The sequence below is a fragment of the Phenylobacterium sp. Root1290 genome (assembly GCF_001425305.1).
Lineage (GTDB): Bacteria > Pseudomonadota > Alphaproteobacteria > Caulobacterales > Caulobacteraceae > Phenylobacterium.
Genome location: NZ_LMEE01000002.1, coordinates 547,273 through 565,065 on the forward strand (window position 1 = coordinate 547,273; position 17,793 = coordinate 565,065).

At 67.7% G+C, this 17,793-nt stretch carries 20 protein-coding genes; 14 read left to right on the forward strand and 6 right to left on the reverse strand.

The features are described 5' to 3' along the window. Window positions 1-65 precede the first annotated feature (65 nt). Genes lgt through pgeF form a run of 3 tightly spaced genes read left to right on the forward strand, consistent with a single transcriptional unit; the run spans window position 66 to window position 2,742 of the window. Complete coding sequence (gene lgt / locus ASC79_RS12085) at window positions 66-920, forward strand: prolipoprotein diacylglyceryl transferase (RefSeq protein ID WP_056016407.1); 855 nt, start codon at window positions 66-68, stop codon at window positions 918-920. Beyond that, window positions 917-1,972, forward strand: coding sequence for a class I SAM-dependent methyltransferase (locus ASC79_RS21515; RefSeq protein WP_056016410.1), 1,056 nt, complete (start codon window positions 917-919; stop codon window positions 1,970-1,972). The genes lgt and ASC79_RS21515 overlap by 4 nt, the downstream gene beginning before the upstream one ends. Then, entirely contained in the window at window positions 1,969-2,742 is a 774-nt protein-coding gene (pgeF, locus tag ASC79_RS21520) for a peptidoglycan editing factor PgeF (RefSeq protein ID WP_056016416.1), read from the forward strand. Before ASC79_RS21515 ends, pgeF begins: the two co-directional genes overlap by 4 nt. On the opposite strand, the gene ASC79_RS12100 is transcribed toward pgeF, so the two are convergent. Together ASC79_RS12100 and ASC79_RS12105 are read right to left on the reverse strand one after the other, a co-directional pair. Then, window positions 2,739-3,806, reverse strand: coding sequence for a mechanosensitive ion channel family protein (locus ASC79_RS12100; RefSeq protein WP_056016419.1), 1,068 nt, complete (start codon window positions 3,804-3,806; stop codon window positions 2,739-2,741). The genes pgeF and ASC79_RS12100 overlap by 4 nt on opposite strands. Window positions 3,807-3,880: 74 nt before the next feature. After that, window positions 3,881-4,957: a calcium:proton antiporter gene (locus ASC79_RS12105; RefSeq protein WP_056016422.1), complete on the reverse strand. Its 1,077-nt coding sequence runs from the start codon at window positions 4,955-4,957 to the stop codon at window positions 3,881-3,883. A gap of 159 nt (window positions 4,958-5,116) precedes the next feature. On the opposite strand from ASC79_RS12105, the gene ASC79_RS12110 reads away from it, so the two are divergent. The 8 genes from ASC79_RS12110 (at window position 5,117) to ASC79_RS12145 (ending at window position 11,929) form a co-directional block, all read left to right on the forward strand. Further along, window positions 5,117-6,052: a ribose-phosphate pyrophosphokinase gene (locus ASC79_RS12110; protein ID WP_056016424.1), complete on the forward strand. Its 936-nt coding sequence runs from the start codon at window positions 5,117-5,119 to the stop codon at window positions 6,050-6,052. Window positions 6,053-6,418: 366 nt separating this feature from the next. Then, window positions 6,419-7,342: a hypothetical protein gene (locus tag ASC79_RS12115; protein ID WP_235528645.1), complete on the forward strand. Its 924-nt coding sequence runs from the start codon at window positions 6,419-6,421 to the stop codon at window positions 7,340-7,342. A 126-nt stretch (window positions 7,343-7,468) separates the two neighbouring features. Further along, entirely contained in the window at window positions 7,469-8,077 is a 609-nt protein-coding gene (locus ASC79_RS12120) for a 50S ribosomal protein L25/general stress protein Ctc (protein WP_056016430.1), read from the forward strand. Between the two features lie 30 nt (window positions 8,078-8,107). Continuing rightward, window positions 8,108-8,719: an aminoacyl-tRNA hydrolase gene (gene pth, locus ASC79_RS12125; RefSeq protein ID WP_056016433.1), complete on the forward strand. Its 612-nt coding sequence runs from the start codon at window positions 8,108-8,110 to the stop codon at window positions 8,717-8,719. Window positions 8,720-8,817: 98 nt separating this feature from the next. Beyond that, window positions 8,818-9,915: a redox-regulated ATPase YchF gene (gene ychF, locus ASC79_RS12130; RefSeq protein WP_056016436.1), complete on the forward strand. Its 1,098-nt coding sequence runs from the start codon at window positions 8,818-8,820 to the stop codon at window positions 9,913-9,915. A gap of 150 nt (window positions 9,916-10,065) precedes the next feature. After that, complete coding sequence (locus ASC79_RS12135; protein ID WP_056016438.1) at window positions 10,066-10,734, forward strand: dienelactone hydrolase family protein; 669 nt, start codon at window positions 10,066-10,068, stop codon at window positions 10,732-10,734. Between the two features lie 2 nt (window positions 10,735-10,736). Continuing rightward, a complete protein-coding gene (locus tag ASC79_RS12140) occupies window positions 10,737-11,417 on the forward strand; it encodes a dienelactone hydrolase family protein (RefSeq protein ID WP_056016441.1) in 681 nt (226 codons plus the stop codon). Continuing rightward, complete coding sequence (locus ASC79_RS12145; RefSeq protein WP_082532087.1) at window positions 11,414-11,929, forward strand: GNAT family N-acetyltransferase; 516 nt, start codon at window positions 11,414-11,416, stop codon at window positions 11,927-11,929. The genes ASC79_RS12140 and ASC79_RS12145 overlap by 4 nt, the downstream gene beginning before the upstream one ends. On the opposite strand, the gene ASC79_RS12150 is transcribed toward ASC79_RS12145, so the two are convergent. Then, window positions 11,926-12,399, reverse strand: a complete 474-nt coding sequence (locus ASC79_RS12150; protein WP_056016444.1) for a hypothetical protein — start codon at window positions 12,397-12,399, stop codon at window positions 11,926-11,928. The two genes, ASC79_RS12145 and ASC79_RS12150, sit on opposite strands and share 4 nt — an antisense overlap. A gap of 191 nt (window positions 12,400-12,590) precedes the next feature. Between ASC79_RS12150 and ASC79_RS12155 the strand changes: the two genes are divergently transcribed. Then, window positions 12,591-13,373, forward strand: coding sequence for a hypothetical protein (locus tag ASC79_RS12155; RefSeq protein WP_056016447.1), 783 nt, complete (start codon window positions 12,591-12,593; stop codon window positions 13,371-13,373). Between the two features lie 75 nt (window positions 13,374-13,448). Here the strand turns inward: ASC79_RS12155 and ASC79_RS12160 are convergent, their stop codons facing one another. The 3 genes from ASC79_RS12160 to petA are packed head-to-tail and all read right to left on the reverse strand — an operon-like array spanning window position 13,449 to window position 16,183. Next, entirely contained in the window at window positions 13,449-14,297 is an 849-nt protein-coding gene (locus tag ASC79_RS12160; protein WP_056016449.1) for a cytochrome c1, read from the reverse strand. A 6-nt stretch (window positions 14,298-14,303) separates the two neighbouring features. Further along, the gene (locus ASC79_RS12165; protein WP_056016451.1) at window positions 14,304-15,623 is read right to left on the reverse strand and encodes a cytochrome b/b6; all 1,320 of its coding nucleotides are present in this window, start codon (window positions 15,621-15,623) and stop codon (window positions 14,304-14,306) included. Window positions 15,624-15,628: 5 nt separating this feature from the next. Then, window positions 15,629-16,183: a ubiquinol-cytochrome c reductase iron-sulfur subunit gene (gene petA / locus ASC79_RS12170; protein ID WP_056016454.1), complete on the reverse strand. Its 555-nt coding sequence runs from the start codon at window positions 16,181-16,183 to the stop codon at window positions 15,629-15,631. Window positions 16,184-16,411: 228 nt separating this feature from the next. Here petA and ASC79_RS12175 point away from each other — a divergent pair, with 228 nt between their 5' ends. Together ASC79_RS12175 and hemF are read left to right on the forward strand one after the other, a co-directional pair. Further along, window positions 16,412-16,879, forward strand: a complete 468-nt coding sequence (locus ASC79_RS12175) for a tRNA (cytidine(34)-2'-O)-methyltransferase (protein WP_056016457.1) — start codon at window positions 16,412-16,414, stop codon at window positions 16,877-16,879. 12 nt (window positions 16,880-16,891) lie between these two features. Next, window positions 16,892-17,770 (forward strand): oxygen-dependent coproporphyrinogen oxidase, encoded by an 879-nt coding sequence (gene hemF / locus ASC79_RS12180; RefSeq protein WP_082532088.1) that lies wholly within the window; start codon window positions 16,892-16,894, stop codon window positions 17,768-17,770. Window positions 17,771-17,793 lie beyond the last annotated feature (23 nt).

Genomic DNA, 17,793 nt, shown 5'->3' on the forward strand with positions numbered 1-17,793 from the left:
CCAGGGGATGAAAGCGAAGACCTTCTCGTCTAAACCCTGGGGGCGAAGCATTCGGAGAACCAACCTTGCCCTTCCCCGATTTTGATCCAGTCCTCGTTCAGATCGGGCCTTTCGCAATACGCTGGTACGCCCTGGCCTATGTGGCCGGCATCCTTCTGGGGTGGCGCTATGTCGCGGGGCTGATGAAGAATCAGACGCTGTGGGGTCCGCGCGGCGCGCCCGCTACCATCCCGCAGGTCGACGACATGATCCTCTGGATCACGCTCGGCATCATCCTCGGCGGCCGGCTGGGCCACGTTCTATTCTATACGCCCTCGATCATCTTCCAGGACCCGCTGCAGGTCGTGAAGGTCTGGGAAGGCGGGATGAGCTTCCACGGCGGGGTGCTCGGGGTGATGATCGCCCTGTTCGGCTTCGCCTGGCGCAACAAGATCGACATCTTCCGGCTGGGCGACGCGGTCGCCGCCTGCGTGCCGATCGGGCTGTTCTTCGGGCGCATCGCCAATTTCATCAACGGCGAGCTCTGGGGCCGTCCCAGCAACGTTCCCTGGGCGGTGATCTTCCCCCACGCCGACGGGATCACGCCCCGCCACCCCAGCCAGCTCTACGAGGCGGCGCTGGAAGGTATCGTGCTGTTCCTGGTCCTGCGCTGGGCGACCCATCACGCCAAGCTGCTGCAGCGCCGCGGCGTCGTCGCCGGCATGTTCTTCCTCGGCTATGCGATCTTCCGCACCTTCGTGGAGAACTTCCGCGAGCCGGACCGCTACCTGGAGGCGTTCCCGTTCGGGCTCACCATGGGGATGATGCTGTCGGCGCCGATGGTGCTGCTGGGCCTGTTCCTCATCTGGCGCGGCCTGCGTGAACCCCTCGCCGTCGAGGCCGCGCCCCCTCCGGCGCAGGCCAAGACCCACACCCCATGAGCCTGCGCGACCGCCTGACGGCCCAGATCCGGGCCAGCGGGCCGATGAGCGTCGCCCAGTACATGCACGCCTGCCTGCACGATCCGGACTTCGGCTACTACGCCACCCGTCCGGCGCTCGGCCAGAACGGCGACTTCATCACCGCGCCGCTGGTCAGCCAGATGTTCGGCGAGCTCATCGGTCTCTGGGCCGTCGAGACCTGGGCGCGCCTGGGCAGCCCGGCCGAGTTCCGGCTGGTCGAGATGGGTCCCGGCGACGGCACGCTGATGAGCGACCTGCTGCGCGCCGCCCGCCTCTCGCGCGAGTTCACCGAGGCCGCCGACGTCTGGCTGGTCGAGGTCTCCCAACCGCTGCGCGACCGCCAGCGCCAGACGCTTGGCGATCACGTGTCATGGGCGGCGTCGCTGGCCGAGGTGCCCGGCGGAACGCCGCTGATCCTGATCGCCAACGAACTGCTCGACTGCCTCCCGGCTCGCCAGTTCGTCCGCACGGACAAGGGCTGGGCCGAGCGCATGGTCGGGCTCGACGAAGCCGGCGCCCTGGCCTTCGGCCTGGCCGGCGCTCCGGCCGTGGAGCGGCTCGCCCCGGTGGGCGCCATCCTCGAACATTCCCCCGCCCAGGCCGCGCTGGGCGACGAACTGGCGGCTCGCATCGTCGCCGATGGCGGCGCGGCTCTGCTGATCGACTACGGCCGCGCCGTGCCCGGCCTCGGCGACACCCTGCAGGCGCTGCGCCGTCACAAGAAGGAAAGCCCCCTGGCCGGGCCGGGCGAGGCCGATCTCACCGTTCATGCGGACTTTCCCGCCGTGCTCGCCGCCGCCGCCGCCCAGGGCGCTCAGACTCCGCAGATCCTGACCCAGGGCGAATTGCTGGTCCGGCTCGGCATCGGGGCCCGCGCCGAGGCCCTGGCCAACGCCCGTCCCGACCTTGGCGATACGATCGAGCGCCAGCTCGAGCGCCTCGTCTCCCCCGACGAAATGGGCGAGTTGTTCAAGGCCGCCTGCATCCACTCCGCGGGCTTCGAGCCGCCAGCTTTCGAGACTCTCACTTGACCGACCTGCCCGTCCTGACTTCGCCCCTGCTCGATCTGGCGGGGATCCGCCATGCCTTCTTCACGCGTCGGGGCGGGGTCTCGACCGACCTATATGACAGCCTGAATGTCGGCCGCGGCTCCAAGGATGCGCCCGCCGACGTGATCGAGAACCGCCGCCGCGCCGCCGCCCATTTCGGTTTGGCCGAGGGCGCGCTCAACACCTGCTACCAGATCCACTCGGCCACGGCCCTGGTCGCCGACGCGCCCTGGAACGGCGAGCGCCCGCAGGCCGACGGCGTTGTCGCCAACAAGCCGGGGCTCGCCTGCAGCGCCCTGGCCGCCGATTGCGCGCCGATCCTGTTCGCCGATCCCAAGACCCGTGTGATCGCCGCCGCCCACGCCGGCTGGAAGGGCGCGCTCGGGGGGATCGTCGGCGCGACCGTCGAGACAATGCAGCAGCTCGGTGCGCGGCCCGGCGACATCGTCGCCGTGGTCGGCCCCTGCATCGCCCAATCCTCCTACGAAGTGGGCATGGAATTCCTCGAGGCCTTCACCGCGCAGAACGCAGAGAACGTCGAGTTCTTCATTCCCGGCGAAGCGCCGGACAAGGCGATGTTCGACCTGCCGGGCTATGTGCTGCACCGGCTACGCTTGGCCGGCGTCGGGGCCTGCGAATGGCTGGGCCGCGACACCTGCGCCGAGGAAGAGCTGTTCTTCTCCAACCGCCGCGCCTTCAAGCGTGGCGAGCCGGACTTCGGCCGCCTGCTCTCGGCGATCGCCCTGGATTAATCCGCGGGGCGAAGGTCGAAGCGCTCGCGCGGCAAGGCGTGGGGCAGTTCGGTCTGCAGGAACGCCACCATCTTTTCGCGGACCTCACAGCGCAGGTCGAAGGCTTCGCCCGCATTGCGCGCGCTGGTCAGGCAGCGGACCTGCATGGTTCTTTCCGATAGCTCGGTCACCGCCAGATTGACCACGTTGCGATCCCACAGCGGCGAGGCTTCGGCGATCTCTACCAGCTTGCGGCGCAGCACCTCGATGGGGGCCGAATAGTCGACATAGACCATCGCCGTGCCGATCAGCGAGGCGCTCTCGCGCGTCCAGTTCTGGAACGGCTGCTGGATGAAGTAGGTCAGCGGCAGCACCATTCTGCGCCAATCCCACAGTTTCACGACCACATAGGTCGAGCCGATCTCCTCGATGCGGCCCCACTCGCCCTCGACGATGACCGCGTCGTCGATGCGGATCGGCTGGGTGGTGGCGATCTGGATGCCCGCGATGAGGTTGGTCAGGAACGGCTGCAGCGCCAGACCCGCGATGATCCCCGCCGCGCCCGCCGAGGCCAGCAGGCTGACCCCGTATTGCCGCACGCCTGCGAAGGTCATGAGCGCGAAGGCGATGGTGAGCACCACGATCATCGCCGCTGCGGTGCGCCGCAGGATGCGCGTCTGCGTCACATGCTTGCGGGCCAGCAGATTGTCTTCGACGTCGATCCGGAAGCGGCGCGTGTAGAGCAGCGTTGCGACGTCGAGCGCGGTCATCGCCGCCCACCCGCACAGCACGATGAAGCCGATCAGCAGCACCCGCGCCAGCACGTCCAACTGGATCGTCTGCAGCCGCGCCAGCGGCGCCGCAGCGGCCAGTCCAAGGATCAGCGCCGCCAGCCGGCTGGGCCTGCGGGTGCGTTTGACCAGCTCACGCCAGAACTCGTCGCGCGAGGCGATGAGCCGTCTGACGGTCAGCACCAGCATTTGATGCGCCGCGAGGGCCAGCAAGGCCCCCGCCGCCAGCACCGTCAGGCTCAGCAGCCAAGCAGGCAGCCACGAGGGCGCTGCGCCCTCCATCCACTCCATCATGTCGCGATTGTCTCGAACTTGCGCCGGCGCGGCCGGCTTGGGTCCAGCAACGAACGCTGCAGATCAGGAAACGATCAAGGCACGATGGTCGTGAACAGATAGACCGCGAACAGCACCAGGTGCACGACGCCCTGCAGCACCGTGGTCCGCCCGGTGGCCAGCGACAGGGTCGTCACCAGCAGGGTCAGCATCAGCAGCACCATCGCCTTGGCGTCGAGGCCAAGCGACAGCGGCCAGCCCATGGTCAGCGAGACCACCGCCACGACGGGGATGGTCAGGCCGATCGAGGCCAGGGCCGAGCCGAGCGCCAGGTTGAGGCTGGTCTGCAGGCGGTCGGCTCGCGCCGCCCGCACCGCCGCCAGGCTTTCCGGCAGCAGCACCAGGCCGGCGATGATCACCCCGACCACGGCCTTGGGGGCGCCGGCGCCGGCGACCGCCGCTTCGATGGTCGGCGCCAGTGACTTGGCCAGCAGCACGACGGTGACCAGGGCGACGACCAGCAGCGAGAGGCTGACCCAGGCCGCCAGCGCCGTCGGCGGCGCGGCGTGCGCGTCTTCGTCATGCGCGGCCGAGCCGCTGGGCAGGAAATAGTCGCGATGGCGCATCGTCTGCACCAGCACGAAGGTCCCGTAGAGCACCAGCGAGACAAGGCCGACGAAGGCCAGCTGGCTATTGGAATAGACCGGGCCGGCCATGGAGGTCGTGTAGTTAGGCAGCACCAGGGTCAGCACGGCCAGGGCCGCGAGGGTCGCCAGCGCCGCGCTGACACCCGCCTGGCCATAGCGTTGCTCCAGGTGGCGCGCGCCGCCGAGCAGCAGGCAAAGGCCGACCAGGCCGTTGAGAATGATCATGATGGCGGCGAACACCGTGTCGCGCGCAAGGCCCGCGCCGGCAGGGCCGCTGGACAGCATCAGGGAGACGATCAGCGAAACCTCAATCACGGTGACCGCGATGGCCAGCACCAGTGTCCCGTAAGGTTCGCCGATCTTGTGGGCCACCACTTCGGCGTGGTGCACCGCAGCCAGTACGCAAGCGACCAATCCGACCGCCAGGACTATGTCGTAAGGCCCGCCGAGCTTGGATCCGAAGAGCAGCAGCGAGCCGATGATGGGTGAGAGCCAGGTCCAGGCTGGGAGTCCGATTTTGGGCATGGCGCGCAGCGTAAACCAAGCGCCGCCATGCCGCGACCCGAACCCGTTCCGCCCGCGATATTGTTATGCGATATCGTGCTGCGATGTTCTGAGGCCTTGCTCCCGGGCCCTCGCCTGCTAAAAGCCCGGCAATTACCGATACCTGCCCCTGGGGGACCGATGAAGCTGCTGGCCGGCAACTCCAACCGCGCGCTGGCGGAGGCTGTCGCCTCGCGCCTCGATCTCCCCCTCACCCGCGCGCAGGTAAAGCGCTTCGCCGACAACGAGGTCTGGGTGACCATCGACGAGAACGTCCGCGGCGAGGACGTCTTCATTCTTCAGTCGACCAACTACCCCGCCAACGACAACCTGATGGAGCTGCTGGTCTGCATCGACGCGCTGAAACGCGCTTCGGCCAAGCGGATCACCGCGGTGATGCCCTACTTCGGCTACGCCCGTCAGGACCGCAAGACCGGCGGCCGCACGCCGATCTCGGCCAAGCTGGTCGCCAACCTGATCGAGCGCGCCGGCGCCGATCGCGTCCTGACCATGGATCTGCACTCGGGCCAGATCCAGGGCTTCTTCGACATTCCGACCGACAACCTGATCTCCGCGCCGCTGCTGGCGACCGACATCAAGGAAAACTACGAAAAGCCGGCGGACATCATGATCGTCTCGCCCGACGTCGGCGGCGTGGTCCGCGCCCTGGCGGTGGCCTCGCGCCTCAACGCCGAGCTGGCCATCGTCGACAAGCGCCGCTCGGGCCCAGGCAAGAGTGAGGTCGCCAACGTCATCGGCGACGTCGAAGGCCGCCGCTGCATTCTCTTCGACGACATGATCGATGGCGGCGGCACGCTCTGCAACGCCGCCCAGGCCCTGATCGACGCCGGCGCCACCGAGGTCTCGGCCTATGTGACCCACGGCGTGATGTCGGGCGCGGCCGTCGAGCGCGTCAACGGCTCGGTGCTCAAGGAACTGGTCATGACCGACTCGATCCCGGCTCCCGAACGCGCCACCGACGCCGGCAAGATCCGCTACGTCAGCTGCGACCAGCTGCTCGGCGAAGCCATCCGCCGCATCGCCAACGAAGAATCGGTCTCCAAGCTCTTCGACTGATCCGAACGCGCCGCGGCGGCCTGCGGGCCGCCGCGGCCGTCGCCTTCCCCGCCGGCCGCCTCAGCGACTCGGTCGCCATGCGCCTGCCCGTCCAACGCCCAAATCCAAGCTTCACCATGGGTCACAAATCCGTCAGCCCCCGGCTGAACACGGGTTTGGTTAAGCCTCGTTAACCCCTGGCGGTCACATTCTCGCCCGCTGACGGGGCTATGTTCCGATGCCTGTATTTTTTGGGGAAAGCTCTGGATGAACTCGGCTTCTCGCGCTGGCCTGACGGCCGCAGCTGTCGCGCTCGCCACATTTTTGGCCTCTTGCGCAGAACCCCCGCCGCCCAAGCCGGTTGAACCGCCGGCCCCGGCTGCGAGCTTGGCGCCAAGGCTCATCGAGCAGGCCGCCGCCTACCGCTACTACATGGACAGGGCCGCCGCGATCTCGCCCGCCTTCGTCGACGGCCAGATGGTCGCCGAGGGGCTGAAGGTCGCCGCGTCCTACGAGCCCAAGCAGTTCCTGCAGGGCGCCATCGCCTACGGCGCCATCGTCGCGCTGCAGGACCCGACCTTCGTAGCCGGCGTGAAGCAGTACTCCGGCACCGCCGCCCAGCGTCAGCAGATCGCCTACGAGATCATGAAGGACCCGGCCTATGTGGTCGGCCTGCCCGGCGCGGCCAGCGGCGCGGGCGTCGTCATCGCCGCGCTCGGCGCGGACGGGAACAAGTTCTACCTGGCCGGCAAGACCGTGAAGCAGGCCGCCTACGACGTTCAGAAGCAGTCGTGGTCCAAGGCCGACGTCGCCGCCCACGCGGCGCGCCTGTCCCAGGCCAAGCTGCTGAGCGCGACACCCGTCGTCGGCGACGTCGCCCAGACGACTCGCCTCCAGCAGGCGATCAGCGGCGGAGCCCCGCTCGGCGTCACGGGCACGGCGGCCAATCCGCCCTTCACCCCGGTGGTGATTCGAAGCCTGGCGATCGCCGCCCTCGGCGTCCTCGGCCACGCCAGCGAGCCGAACATCGCCACGATCAACGCGATGATGGTCGAGCCGAACATCACCTCGTGCATCAACATGTCGAAGCTGAACCTCTATCAGTGCCTGGCCGTCTCCAAGCCGCACTACGAGGATGTCTTCTGCCTTGGCCAGCACGGCATGATGGACAGCGCCCGTTGCGTAATCAAAGCCTCGGGTCAGCCTGAGCCCTTCGAACCGCGCTTCGTGCCGACCGTTCGCGAGAACGCCAGCTACAAGGTGACCCCGGTCAAGAAGCCTGCGGCGAAGAAGCCCGCGAAGAAGGGTTAGAAATCCTTCCGACTGCCCGTTGCCACAGGCAGGGGTTTTGTGTATCTACGCGCACCTTTCGGCCCTAACGGGTCGTTCCGTCGCCGCGCGGGTCTTCGCGCGGCGGCTTCGTTTTGAGGCGAGGCCATGGCCGATATCATCCTGAACGTTGAACTGCGTGAGCGCATTGGAACCGGTGGCGCGCGCGCCGCCCGTCGCGAGGGCCTGGTCCCCGGCGTGCTGTACGGCGGTGACAAGGATCCGGTGGCCATCACGGTCAAGTCGAACGAGTTCCGCAAGGCGCTCTACACCGGCAAGCTCCTGGGCCACCTGGTGACCCTGAAGCACGGCAAGGAAACCCAGCCGGTGATCGCCAAGGTCGTCGACATGCATCCGGTGACCGACGAGCCGATCCACTTCGACCTGTACCGCGTCGATGCGCACCAGACGATCAAGATCGCCGTGCCGGTGCACTTCAAGAATCACGAAGCCTCGCCGGGCCTGAAGAAGGGCGGCACGCTGAACGTGGTGCGTCACGACGTCGAACTGCAGTGCCATGCCGACGCCATCCCGGAAGAGCTGGTCTTCGACCTGACCGGTCTGGACATCGGCGACACCATCCGCATCTCGGCCTTCACCCTGCCCAAGGGCGTCGAAGCCGCCATGGACCGCGACTTCGTCGTCGCCACCGTGGCCGGTTCGTCGGCCTCGGCGTCGGAAGCCGCTGAAGAAGCCGCGAACGAAGCCGAAGCCTAAGCCCCTATCGGCCGGCTTGGGGAGCAACGCATGCTCGTCCTGGCCGGCCAGGGCAATCCGGGAGCCCGCTATGCGGGCAACCGGCACAATATCGGCTTCATGGCCGTCGACGAGATCGCGCGCCGCTGGCGCTTCGGTCCCGAACGTTCTCGTTTCTCCTCCCTCGTCCGCGAGGGGGAGATCGAGACGCCCAGCGGCCCGGTCCGCACCCTGATCCTCAAGCCTCAGACCTTCTACAACGAGAGCGGTCGCTCCGTGTCCGAGGCGCTGAAATTCTACAAGCTGAAGCCTGCCGACCTCGTCCTCTTCTATGACGAGATCGACATGGCGCCTGGACGCTTCCGGATGAAGACCGGCGGCGGCGCGGCCGGCAACAACGGGGTGCGCTCGGTCACCGCCCACATCGGCCCCGACTTCCGCCGCGGCCGCCTCGGCGTCGGCCATCCCGGCCACAAGGATCGCGTCCAGGGCCACGTGCTCTCGGACTTCCACAAGGTCGACCACGCCTGGGTCGAAGCCCTGCTCCGCGCGGTCGCGGACGCCGCCCCGCTGCTCGCCGAGGGCGAGGACGAGAAGTACCAGACCGAGGTCATGCGCCTGGCCCCCGCCGACAAGAGCGACGTCCCGCGCGGCCGGGCCTGATCTTCGCCCCACAAGGGCGTGGGACACGTCCCGGCCCCTTGGGCGCCGCCCCCTAACGTGCTAGTTCGCGCGCTCGAATTTCAGGAACAGCTCTTCCCATGGCTCTCAAAGTCGCGATCGTCGGCCTGCCCAACGTCGGCAAGTCGACCCTCTTCAACGCGCTCACCCAGACGGCTGCGGCCCAGGCCGCCAACTATCCGTTCTGCACCATCGAGCCGAACACCGGCGACGTGGCCGTGCCCGAGCCGCGCCTGAACGCCCTGGCCGCGATCATCCCGTCCAAGGAGATCATTCCCGCGCGGATGAACTTCGTCGACATCGCCGGCCTAGTGCGCGGCGCGTCGAAGGGCGAGGGCCTGGGCAACCAGTTCCTGGCCAACATCCGCGACTGCGACGCCGTGGCCTTCGTCGCTCGCTGCTTCATCGACGACGACATCACCCACGTCGAAGGCAAGATCGATCCCCTCGCCGACCTCGAGACAATCGAGACCGAGCTGATGCTGGCCGACCTCGAGAGCCTGGAAAAGCGCGTCGCCAACCTCGAAAAGCGGGCCAAGACCGGCGACAAGGAAAGCGCCCAGACCCTGCGCCTGGTCCAGGTCGCCCTGACCGAGCTCAACGCCGGCCGCCCGGCGCGCAAGGCCGAGGTCTCCGCCGAGGACGACAAGGCCTGGCGCATGCTGCAGCTGCTGACCTCCAAGCCCGCCCTCTACGTCTCCAACGTCGATGAAGCCTCGGCCGCCACCGGCAACGACCTGTCGAACCTGGTCGCCGAGCGCGCCAAGCGCGACGGCGCCGACCACGTGGTGATCTCGGCTCAGATCGAGAGCGAGATCGCCATGCTCGACGAAGCCGAGCGCACCGAGTTCCTGGAGACGCTCGGCCTGTCTGAGCCCGGCCTCAACAAGCTGATCCGCGAGGCCTATCACCTGCTCGGCCTGCAGACCTACTTCACGGTCGGCCCCAAGGAAGCCCGCGCCTGGACCATCCACAAGGGCGACACCGCCCCGCAGGCGGCTGGCGTGATCCACACGGACTTCGAGAAGGGCTTCATCCGCGCCGAAACCATCGCCTATGAGGACTATGTGAGCCTCAAGGGCGAAGCCGGCGCGCGCGAAGCCGGCAAGTTCCGCCAGGAAGGCAAGGAGTACGTCGTCAAGGACGGCGACGTCCTGAACTTCCGCTTCAACGTCTAAGGCGCGCAAATTCCCTCTCCCCGCCGGGGAGAGGGCTAGGGTGAGGGGTAGCGCCGCGCAGCGGCGCACGCTTCCCAAAATGCGCGAACCTCCCTCCCCCCTGCTGAGGTTCTCTGCTTAGCTCGCGTCTAACAAGACGGGAGAAAACGCATGGGCGAGACGATCACCCTTCGGGGCGCGGACGGCTTCGACTTTTCGGCGTACCACGAGCAGGCCTTCACCCCGCGCAAGGGCGGCGTGATCGTGCTGCAGGAGATTTTCGGCATCGACCGGCACATCCGCGCCGACGTCGAGCGCTGGGCCAAGGCCGGCTACGAGGCGATCGCCCCGTCGCTCTACGATCGCCGCGAACGCAACTTCACCGCCGAGCACGACTCCGAGGGCCTGACCGCCGGCGTCACCCATGCCCGCGCCACGCCCCTGGACCAGGCGCTGGGCGACATCGCCGCCTGCCGCGACTACCTCGCCGCTCGCGGCAAGGTGCTCGTCGTCGGCTACTGCTACGGCGGCTCGCTGACCTGGCTCGCCGCCGCCAAGCTCGAGGGCATCGCCGCCGCCGCCAGCTACTACGGCAGCCTGGTGCAGGCCAACGCCGCACTGCGGCCCCTTTGCCCGACCATCATCCACCTTGGCCACACCGATCCCGGCATCCCGGCCGACGAGGTTGAAAAGGCCGTGCACGAGCACAATCCCGACGTTCCAGTCTACATCTACGAAGGCGCCGGCCACGGCTTCAACAACGAGAGCCCGGAACGCTACAACGAGGAAGCCGCCGACCTCGCCCGCGCCCGCACTCGCGAACTGTTCGAGACCGCGTGAGCATGGGCGAGCAGATCACCCTGAAGAGCGCCTTCGACGGCTTCGAACTCGGCGCCTATCACGCCCGGCCCGCCGACGCCCGTCGCGGCGGCCTGCTGCTGATCCAGGAGATCTTCGGGGTCACCGACCACATCCGCGAACTGGCCGACGCCTTCGCCGCCGACGGCTACGAGACCATCGCCCCCTCGTTCTATGACCGTCTCGAACGGGGCTTCCAGGCCGACTACAGCCAGGACGCCATCGCCAAGGGCGTGGAGTACTCGCAGGCCACGCCCTGGGACCAGGTGGCCGGCGACGCCCAGGCGGCGATCGACGCGCTCAAGGCGCCGGTCTTCGTCACCGGCTTCTGCTGGGGCGGCGCGGCGACGTGGCTGGCCGCATGCCGCTGCACGGGCCTGTCGGCCGCGGCCAGCTTCTACGGCCGCAGGATCAGCGAGCTGAAGGACGAGACGCCCCAGGTCCCGATCATCCTGCACTTCGGCAAGACCGACGCCTCCATCCCCCCGGAAAAGGTGGACGAGATCGGCGAGCGGCATCCCGACATCCCCATTCACCTCTATCCGGCCGGCCACGGGTTCGTTTCGGACCGCCGCGCCGACTATGACGCCGACAGCGCCCGGCTCGCCCGACTGCGGACCCTGGCCCTGTTCGCCAACAACGGCGGAGGCCGCAGCTCCGCGTGATCCTCGAAACTTCCAGGCTGCTTCTCCGCCCCTTGGCGGAGACCGATCTCGACGCGCTCGGCGCCATCGCCGCCGATCCGAAGGTGATGGCTCACGTCGGCGACGGCGTGCCGCTCAGCCGGGCCGCGACGGCGCTCTGGATCAGCAACGCCGCCGCCAGTCTGGTGATGAGCGAGGTCGGCAGCCGCGCCGTGGTGCTGCGCAGCAGCGGCGCGCTGATCGGATGGGTCGGCCTCATCCCGACGCCCCATCGCAACCGCTTGGAACTGATCTACGGCTTCGCCCGCGCCTACTGGGGCCAGGGCTACGCCACCGAGGCCGCCCAGGCCCTGATGGCGAACTGCTCGGCCGGCACGGTGGACGCCACCATCGACCCGCGGAACCGCGCCTCGTGGCGCATTCTCGAAAAGCTCGGCTTTACGACCATCGGCGAGGAGGAGGACGAGTTCGGCCTGCCGACCCTTCGCCTGCGGCTTGAGGTCCGTAGCGAGGAAGTCACCGGCCCCTGCTAGGGCTGTTCCTCGATCTGCCGCCGCACGTCCGGAACGGTCTCCAGGGCCCGCACCAGGACCGCCTGGGCCGCCAGGATGCCGATCCCCGCGCCGTACCCTGAGAACACCCCGGCCGGGTACCTGCCGCCGTGCGCGACCGCCCAGACCTGCCAGTAGATGAACAGCGCCGCCCCAGCCAGCAGCCCGACGCCGGTCAGCACCGAGATCGCCGTCTGGCCAAAGCCCGCCTGGAAGCTCAGCCAGACGTACCTCGCCAGTCCCCGCTTCAACGGCGGGACGACCAGCGGTGCGGCCAGCGACAGAAGCAGGAACACACCGGGCCAGAGCAGGGTGCGCTGCGCGATCAGCGCCGGGCCGCCGGGCAGCACCTGGAACGCGTTGACGACCGCGCCGGCATAGATCAGCACGGCCGCGCCGACCGCCATGTCCTGCATCCGCCGGAAGTCTCGCCAGGGCTTGATGAAGCTCATGGGTCCGACTTAGGCGATCGACGCCGTGTCGATAAGACCCTATCGCCGCTTTCTCGCGGCATGCCGCTGATCCGCTGATTGTCCATGCATCGACCCAGGCGCCGAGGGCCATCGCCCCTGGCCCGATCCATGGCTATGCTGCAGGCGAAGGGGCCGCAAAGCGCCCCGGCGCTCTCGCCCCTCGGGACCCCATGAAGCCAGCCGCCCTGGTGCTCGCCCTCGTTGTCGCGTCCCCGGCCGCCGCCCGCGCGGGTGAAACGGCCTGTTGGTACGAACAAGGCGTCATCGTCGCCCCCGCCTCGATCGACGGGCTAGCGGGCGACTACATCGTCGACACCGGCTCGCCGGTCACCCAGTTGCACGAGACCAAGGCCCAGGCGGCCGGCCTGGTGGAACCGGCCCAGCGCGGGCCGGTCCGGATCGCAGGCCTCACCCTGCCCGATCGTCCGTTCGCGATCGCCGATCTCGACGCGCGGACCTACGCCTTTCCGACGCCCATCGCCGGCGTCATCGGCGCCGACCTGCTGTCGGGCTATGTGGTCGATGTCAGCTTCGCGCCCTGCAAGGTCGCCATCTATCCGCGCGGCAAGGCCCCCCGCTTCGCCACGGGAGCCGCGCTGCGCCTCAGAACCGAGGGCGGGGTCGCCACCGCCCGCGCAGCCGTCTCCGACGGTCCGATGGCGTTCTCCGGCCAGTTCGTGGTCGCCACCGGCTCCGATACGCCGGTGCGCCTGGCCCAGAACCTCGCCTCGGTCCCCGGCGCGGCCAAGCCTGAGGACCTCTTGCCCTATGGCGAGCGCCGGGCCCGCCTGCGCGCCGCGTCCTTCGCCGGGACCCTGCTTGAGAACCTCGACGGAGGGCTCGTCTCCGATCCCCCGGGCGCGGGCGTCCTGGGTGCGCCGCTGCTGGCCCGCTGGCGACTGCGGTTCGATTTCCCCGGCCATCGGCTTGTCCTGGCGCCCGCCGGCGACTGAACGCGCAGGGCCCGACAGCAAGAAGGCCCCGGATCGCTCCGGGGCCTTCTGTCGTCTCTGCGGAAGCGACGCGCCCTAGTGGGCGACGTTCTTCCAGATCTTGCGGTAGCTGGCGTACAGCAGGCCCGCGAAGATGAAGAGGTAGATCATGGCGGCCAGACCGAAGGCCTTGCGCTCTTCCATCTTGGGCTCGGAGGCCCAGGCGATGAAGGCCGCAACGTCCTTGGACTGCTGCTCGATCGTCGACTTGGTGCCGTCGTCGAAGCTCACCTGACCGGCCGCCAGCGGCGGGGCCATGGCGATGAAGCCGCCGGGCGGGACCTTGTCGTGCGGACCCGTCCACGCCGCGGTGACGTCACCGGCCATGTAGGGGTTGTAGTGCTGACCCGTGCCGACCTTCAGACCCGCGGGCGGGTTCTTGTAGCCGGTCAGCAGCGAGTAGATGTACTGCGGCCCGTGGTGACGAGCCTTGGCCATCACCGACAGGTCGGGCGGATAGGCGCCGCCGTTCGAGGCCCGCGCCGCCGCTTCGTTCGGGAAGGGCGACGGGAACTTGTCGGCCGAGGTGCCCGGACGATCGATGACATCACCCGTTTCGGAGTCGATGTCCTTGATCTGATAGTCCTTGGCGATCGACTTCACATAGGGGTTGTCGTTCGGGTTCTTGTACTTCGGGTCGTAGAACGGCCCACCCTTCTGACCGAGGTTGCGGAAGTACATCAGGTTCATCGAGTGGCAGGCCGAGCAGACCTCCCGATAGACCTTGTACCCACGTTGCAGCTCAGCCTGGTCGAACTTGCCGAACGGGCCTTCGAAGCTGAACGCGACATCCTTCGGCGGCAGGGCGCCGCCGGCGGCCTGGGCCGCCGGAGCCGCGAGAATGGCCAAGCCAAGCGCCGCGAGCGCGATACCTTTACGCAGCATCTGGGCTTAACCCCTCTTCTCAGGCGAAGCCGCGGCGCCGGCCGGCGCGTTGGCAGGATGCGAAAGCACAGGTTCGCTGATCGATTCCGGCAGCGGCAGCGGGGTCTCGGTGAGGCCCAGGACCGGCAGGATGACCAGGAAGTATGCGAAGTAATACAGCGTGGCGATACGCGACAGCCACACGAACGAGTTCAGGTCGGCGTCCAGCAGCTTGAAGGTCGACAGGTGCGGGATGACGTGGTCGTCCGGCAGCTGACCGCCGCAATAGCCGAGCACCAGGCAGGCCAGCAGGAAGATGAAGAAGTACAGCTTCGCCGTCGGCCGGTAGCGCATCGAGCGCACCTTGGAAGTGTCGAGCCAGGGCAGGACGAACAGGACCGCGATGGCGCCGAACATCAGCAGCACGCCGCCGAGCTTGTCCGGAACCGCGCGCAGGATCGCGTAGAACGGCAGGAAGTACCATTCGGGCACGATGTGCGCCGGGGTCACCAGCGGGTTGCCGGGGATGTAGTTGTCGGCGTGGCCCAAGGCGTTCGGGTTATAGAACACGAAGGTCGCGAACATGATCAGGAACACCACGATCGCGAAGCCGTCCTTCACCGTGTAGTACGGATGGAAGGGAACGGTGTCTTCCTTCGACTTCACGTTCACGCCGGTCGGGTTGTTGTTGCCCGGGACGTGCAGCGCCCAGATATGCAGGCCGACGACGCCAGCGATCATGAACGGCAGCAGGAAGTGCAGCGAGAAGAAGCGGTTCAGCGTCGGGTTGTCGACCGCGAAGCCGCCCCACAGCCAGGTGGTGATCGCTTCGCCCACGACCGGCAGAGCGCCGAACAGGTTGGTGATCACGACGGCGCCGTGGAAGGACATCTGACCCCAGGGCAGCACGTAGCCCATGAAGGCGGTGGCCATCATCAGCAGGTAGATCACGCAGCCCAGGATCCACAGCACTTCGCGCGGAGCCTTGTACGAGCCGTAGTACAGCCCGCGGAACATGTGGATGTAGACCGCGATGAAGAACATCGAGGCGCCGTTGGCGTGCATGTAGCGGATCAGCCAACCGTAGTTGACGTCACGCATGATGCGCTCGACCGAGGCGAAGGCGTGGTCCACGTGCGGCACGTAGTGCATGGCCAGCACGATGCCGGTGACCAGCTGGATGCCGAGGCAGACCGCCAGGATGCCGCCGAAGGTCCACCAGTAGTTCAGGTTCTTCGGGGTCGGGAAGTCGATCATCGAGTCGTACGCAAGGCGCACGACAGGCAGACGGGTGTCGAGCCAACGCTCGATGCCGGTCTTCGGTTCGTAATTGGAATGTCCGCTCATCTGGGTCAGCCCACCTTGACCTTGGTGTCGGAAAGGAAGGTGTAGTCAGGCACCAGCAGGTTCTTCGGCGCCGGACCCTTACGGATGCGGCCCGACACGTCGTAGTGCGAACCGTGGCACGGGCAGAACCAGCCGCCGTAGTCGCCGCCGCCGAACGTCGGCACGCAGCCGAGGTGCGTGCAGGTGCCGACCAGCACGAGCCACTGGGCCTTGCCCGGCTTGTGACGGTCTTCGTCCTTCTGCGGGTCGGGCATGCTCGCGCTGTCGTCCCCAATGGCCTTGGCGATCTCCGCGCCAGTCCGATTGCGGATGAACAGCGGCTTGCCGCGCCACTTGATCGTGACCTGCTGGCCTTCCTCGACCTTGGTCAGGTCGAATTCGACCGACGCCAGGGCCAGAGTATCGCCCGACGGGTTCATCTGGTCGATGAACGGCCAGGCGAGGCCCGCGACAGCGCCGCCGGCCGCGACCGCGGCCGCAATATGAATAAAATCACGCCGGTTCGGGTCGTCGCCCGCGGCATGGGTATCGGGATTTGCGCCCGCGACGGTGTCGGCCACCTTAAAGCTACCCTTCGTTTGGGGCCGCGGACTGCGACCCGTCGGACCCCTACGGATAATTCCGGAGTGATCCCGCCTTCGACCCCTGCCAGCGGTTCTGGTAAGGGCCACCGGAACTAGAATGCTGGCGCCGGGCAAACCCGCGGAAGGCTAGTGGATTGCTACTCGCAGCCCACCTTCCGTGATTCGCCCCTGGCCCCGGCTAATCCCGTGGCTGGACCGCTTAGAATGCTGCTCGCGCTTTTTCAACCGGACATTCCGCAAAACCTTGGCGCGGCTCTTCGTCTCGGGGCCTGTATGGGGGTCCCCGTACACGTCATCGAGCCCTGTGGATTTCCGCTCTCGGACAAGGCAATCCGCCGTGCAGCCATGGATTACGGGCAGCCGGCCGATGTCGTCCGCCATGCCGGATGGGGCGATTTTCAGGCGGCGAAGGGCGAAAGTCGAATAGTGCTGTTTTCCACTAAGGCCGCGCTGCCATTGCACGATTTCGCGTTCCGGCCCGACGACATCCTGCTGTTCGGCCGCGAGAGCCTGGGCGTTCCGGACGACGTTCACGACGCCGCCGACGCTCGTGTCTTCATTCCGCTCACCCCGGGCCGACGCTCGCTCAACGTCACGGTCTCGGCCGCGATCGGCCTTTCCGAGGCGTTGCGCCAGACCGGTCAATTTCCTACTCCCAGCCAAATTTCATAACTGCGGTACGCGATGACCAACATTTCTCCCGAGATCGACGCCCGGCGCGCCCGCGCCAAGGAATGGTTCGAGAATCTGCAGATCCGCATCTGCGCCGAGCTTGAGCGGCTGGAGGACGAGGCGCCGGCGGATCTCTATCCCGGCGAGCCCGGCCAGTTCGACATGCGCCCCTGGACCCGCGAGACCGGGGTCGGCGGCGGCATCGGCGGCCACCTGAAGGGCCGGCTGTTCGAGAAGGCCGGCGTCCACACCTCCGCGGCCCTGGCCCGCTTCTCGCCCGAGATGGCCGCCCAGATGCCGGGCGCCGACAAGGACCCGACCTACGTGTCGGCCAGCATCAGCCTGATCGTGCACCCGCGCTCGCCGCGCGTGCCCACCGTGCACATGAACACCCGCTTCCTGTCGACCGCCGAGAGCTGGTTCGGCGGCGGCGCCGACCTGACGCCCATGCTCGACGCCCAGCGCAGCCAGGAGGCCGACGACGCCAAGCTGTTCCATGCGGCGATGCAGCAGGCCTGCGACGCCTTCGATCCCGAGTGGCACCCCAAGTACAAGGCCTGGTGCGACGAGTACTTCTTCCTGCCGCACCGCAAGGAGCACCGCGGCGTCGGCGGGATCTTCTACGACCGTCACAACAGCGGCGACTTCGAGAAGGACTTCGCCTTCACCCGCGCCGTCGGCGACGCGTTCCTCGACGTCTATCCCAAGATCGTCCGCCATCGCATGGACGAGCCCTGGACCGAGGCCGACCGCCAGGAACAGCTGGTCCGCCGCGGCCGCTACGTCGAATTCAACCTGCTCTACGACCGCGGGACCATGTTCGGCCTCAAGGCCGGCGGCAACATCGACACCATCCTGTCCTCGATGCCGCCGATGGTGAGCTGGATCTAACCCCGGTCCCCTCTCCCCTTCCA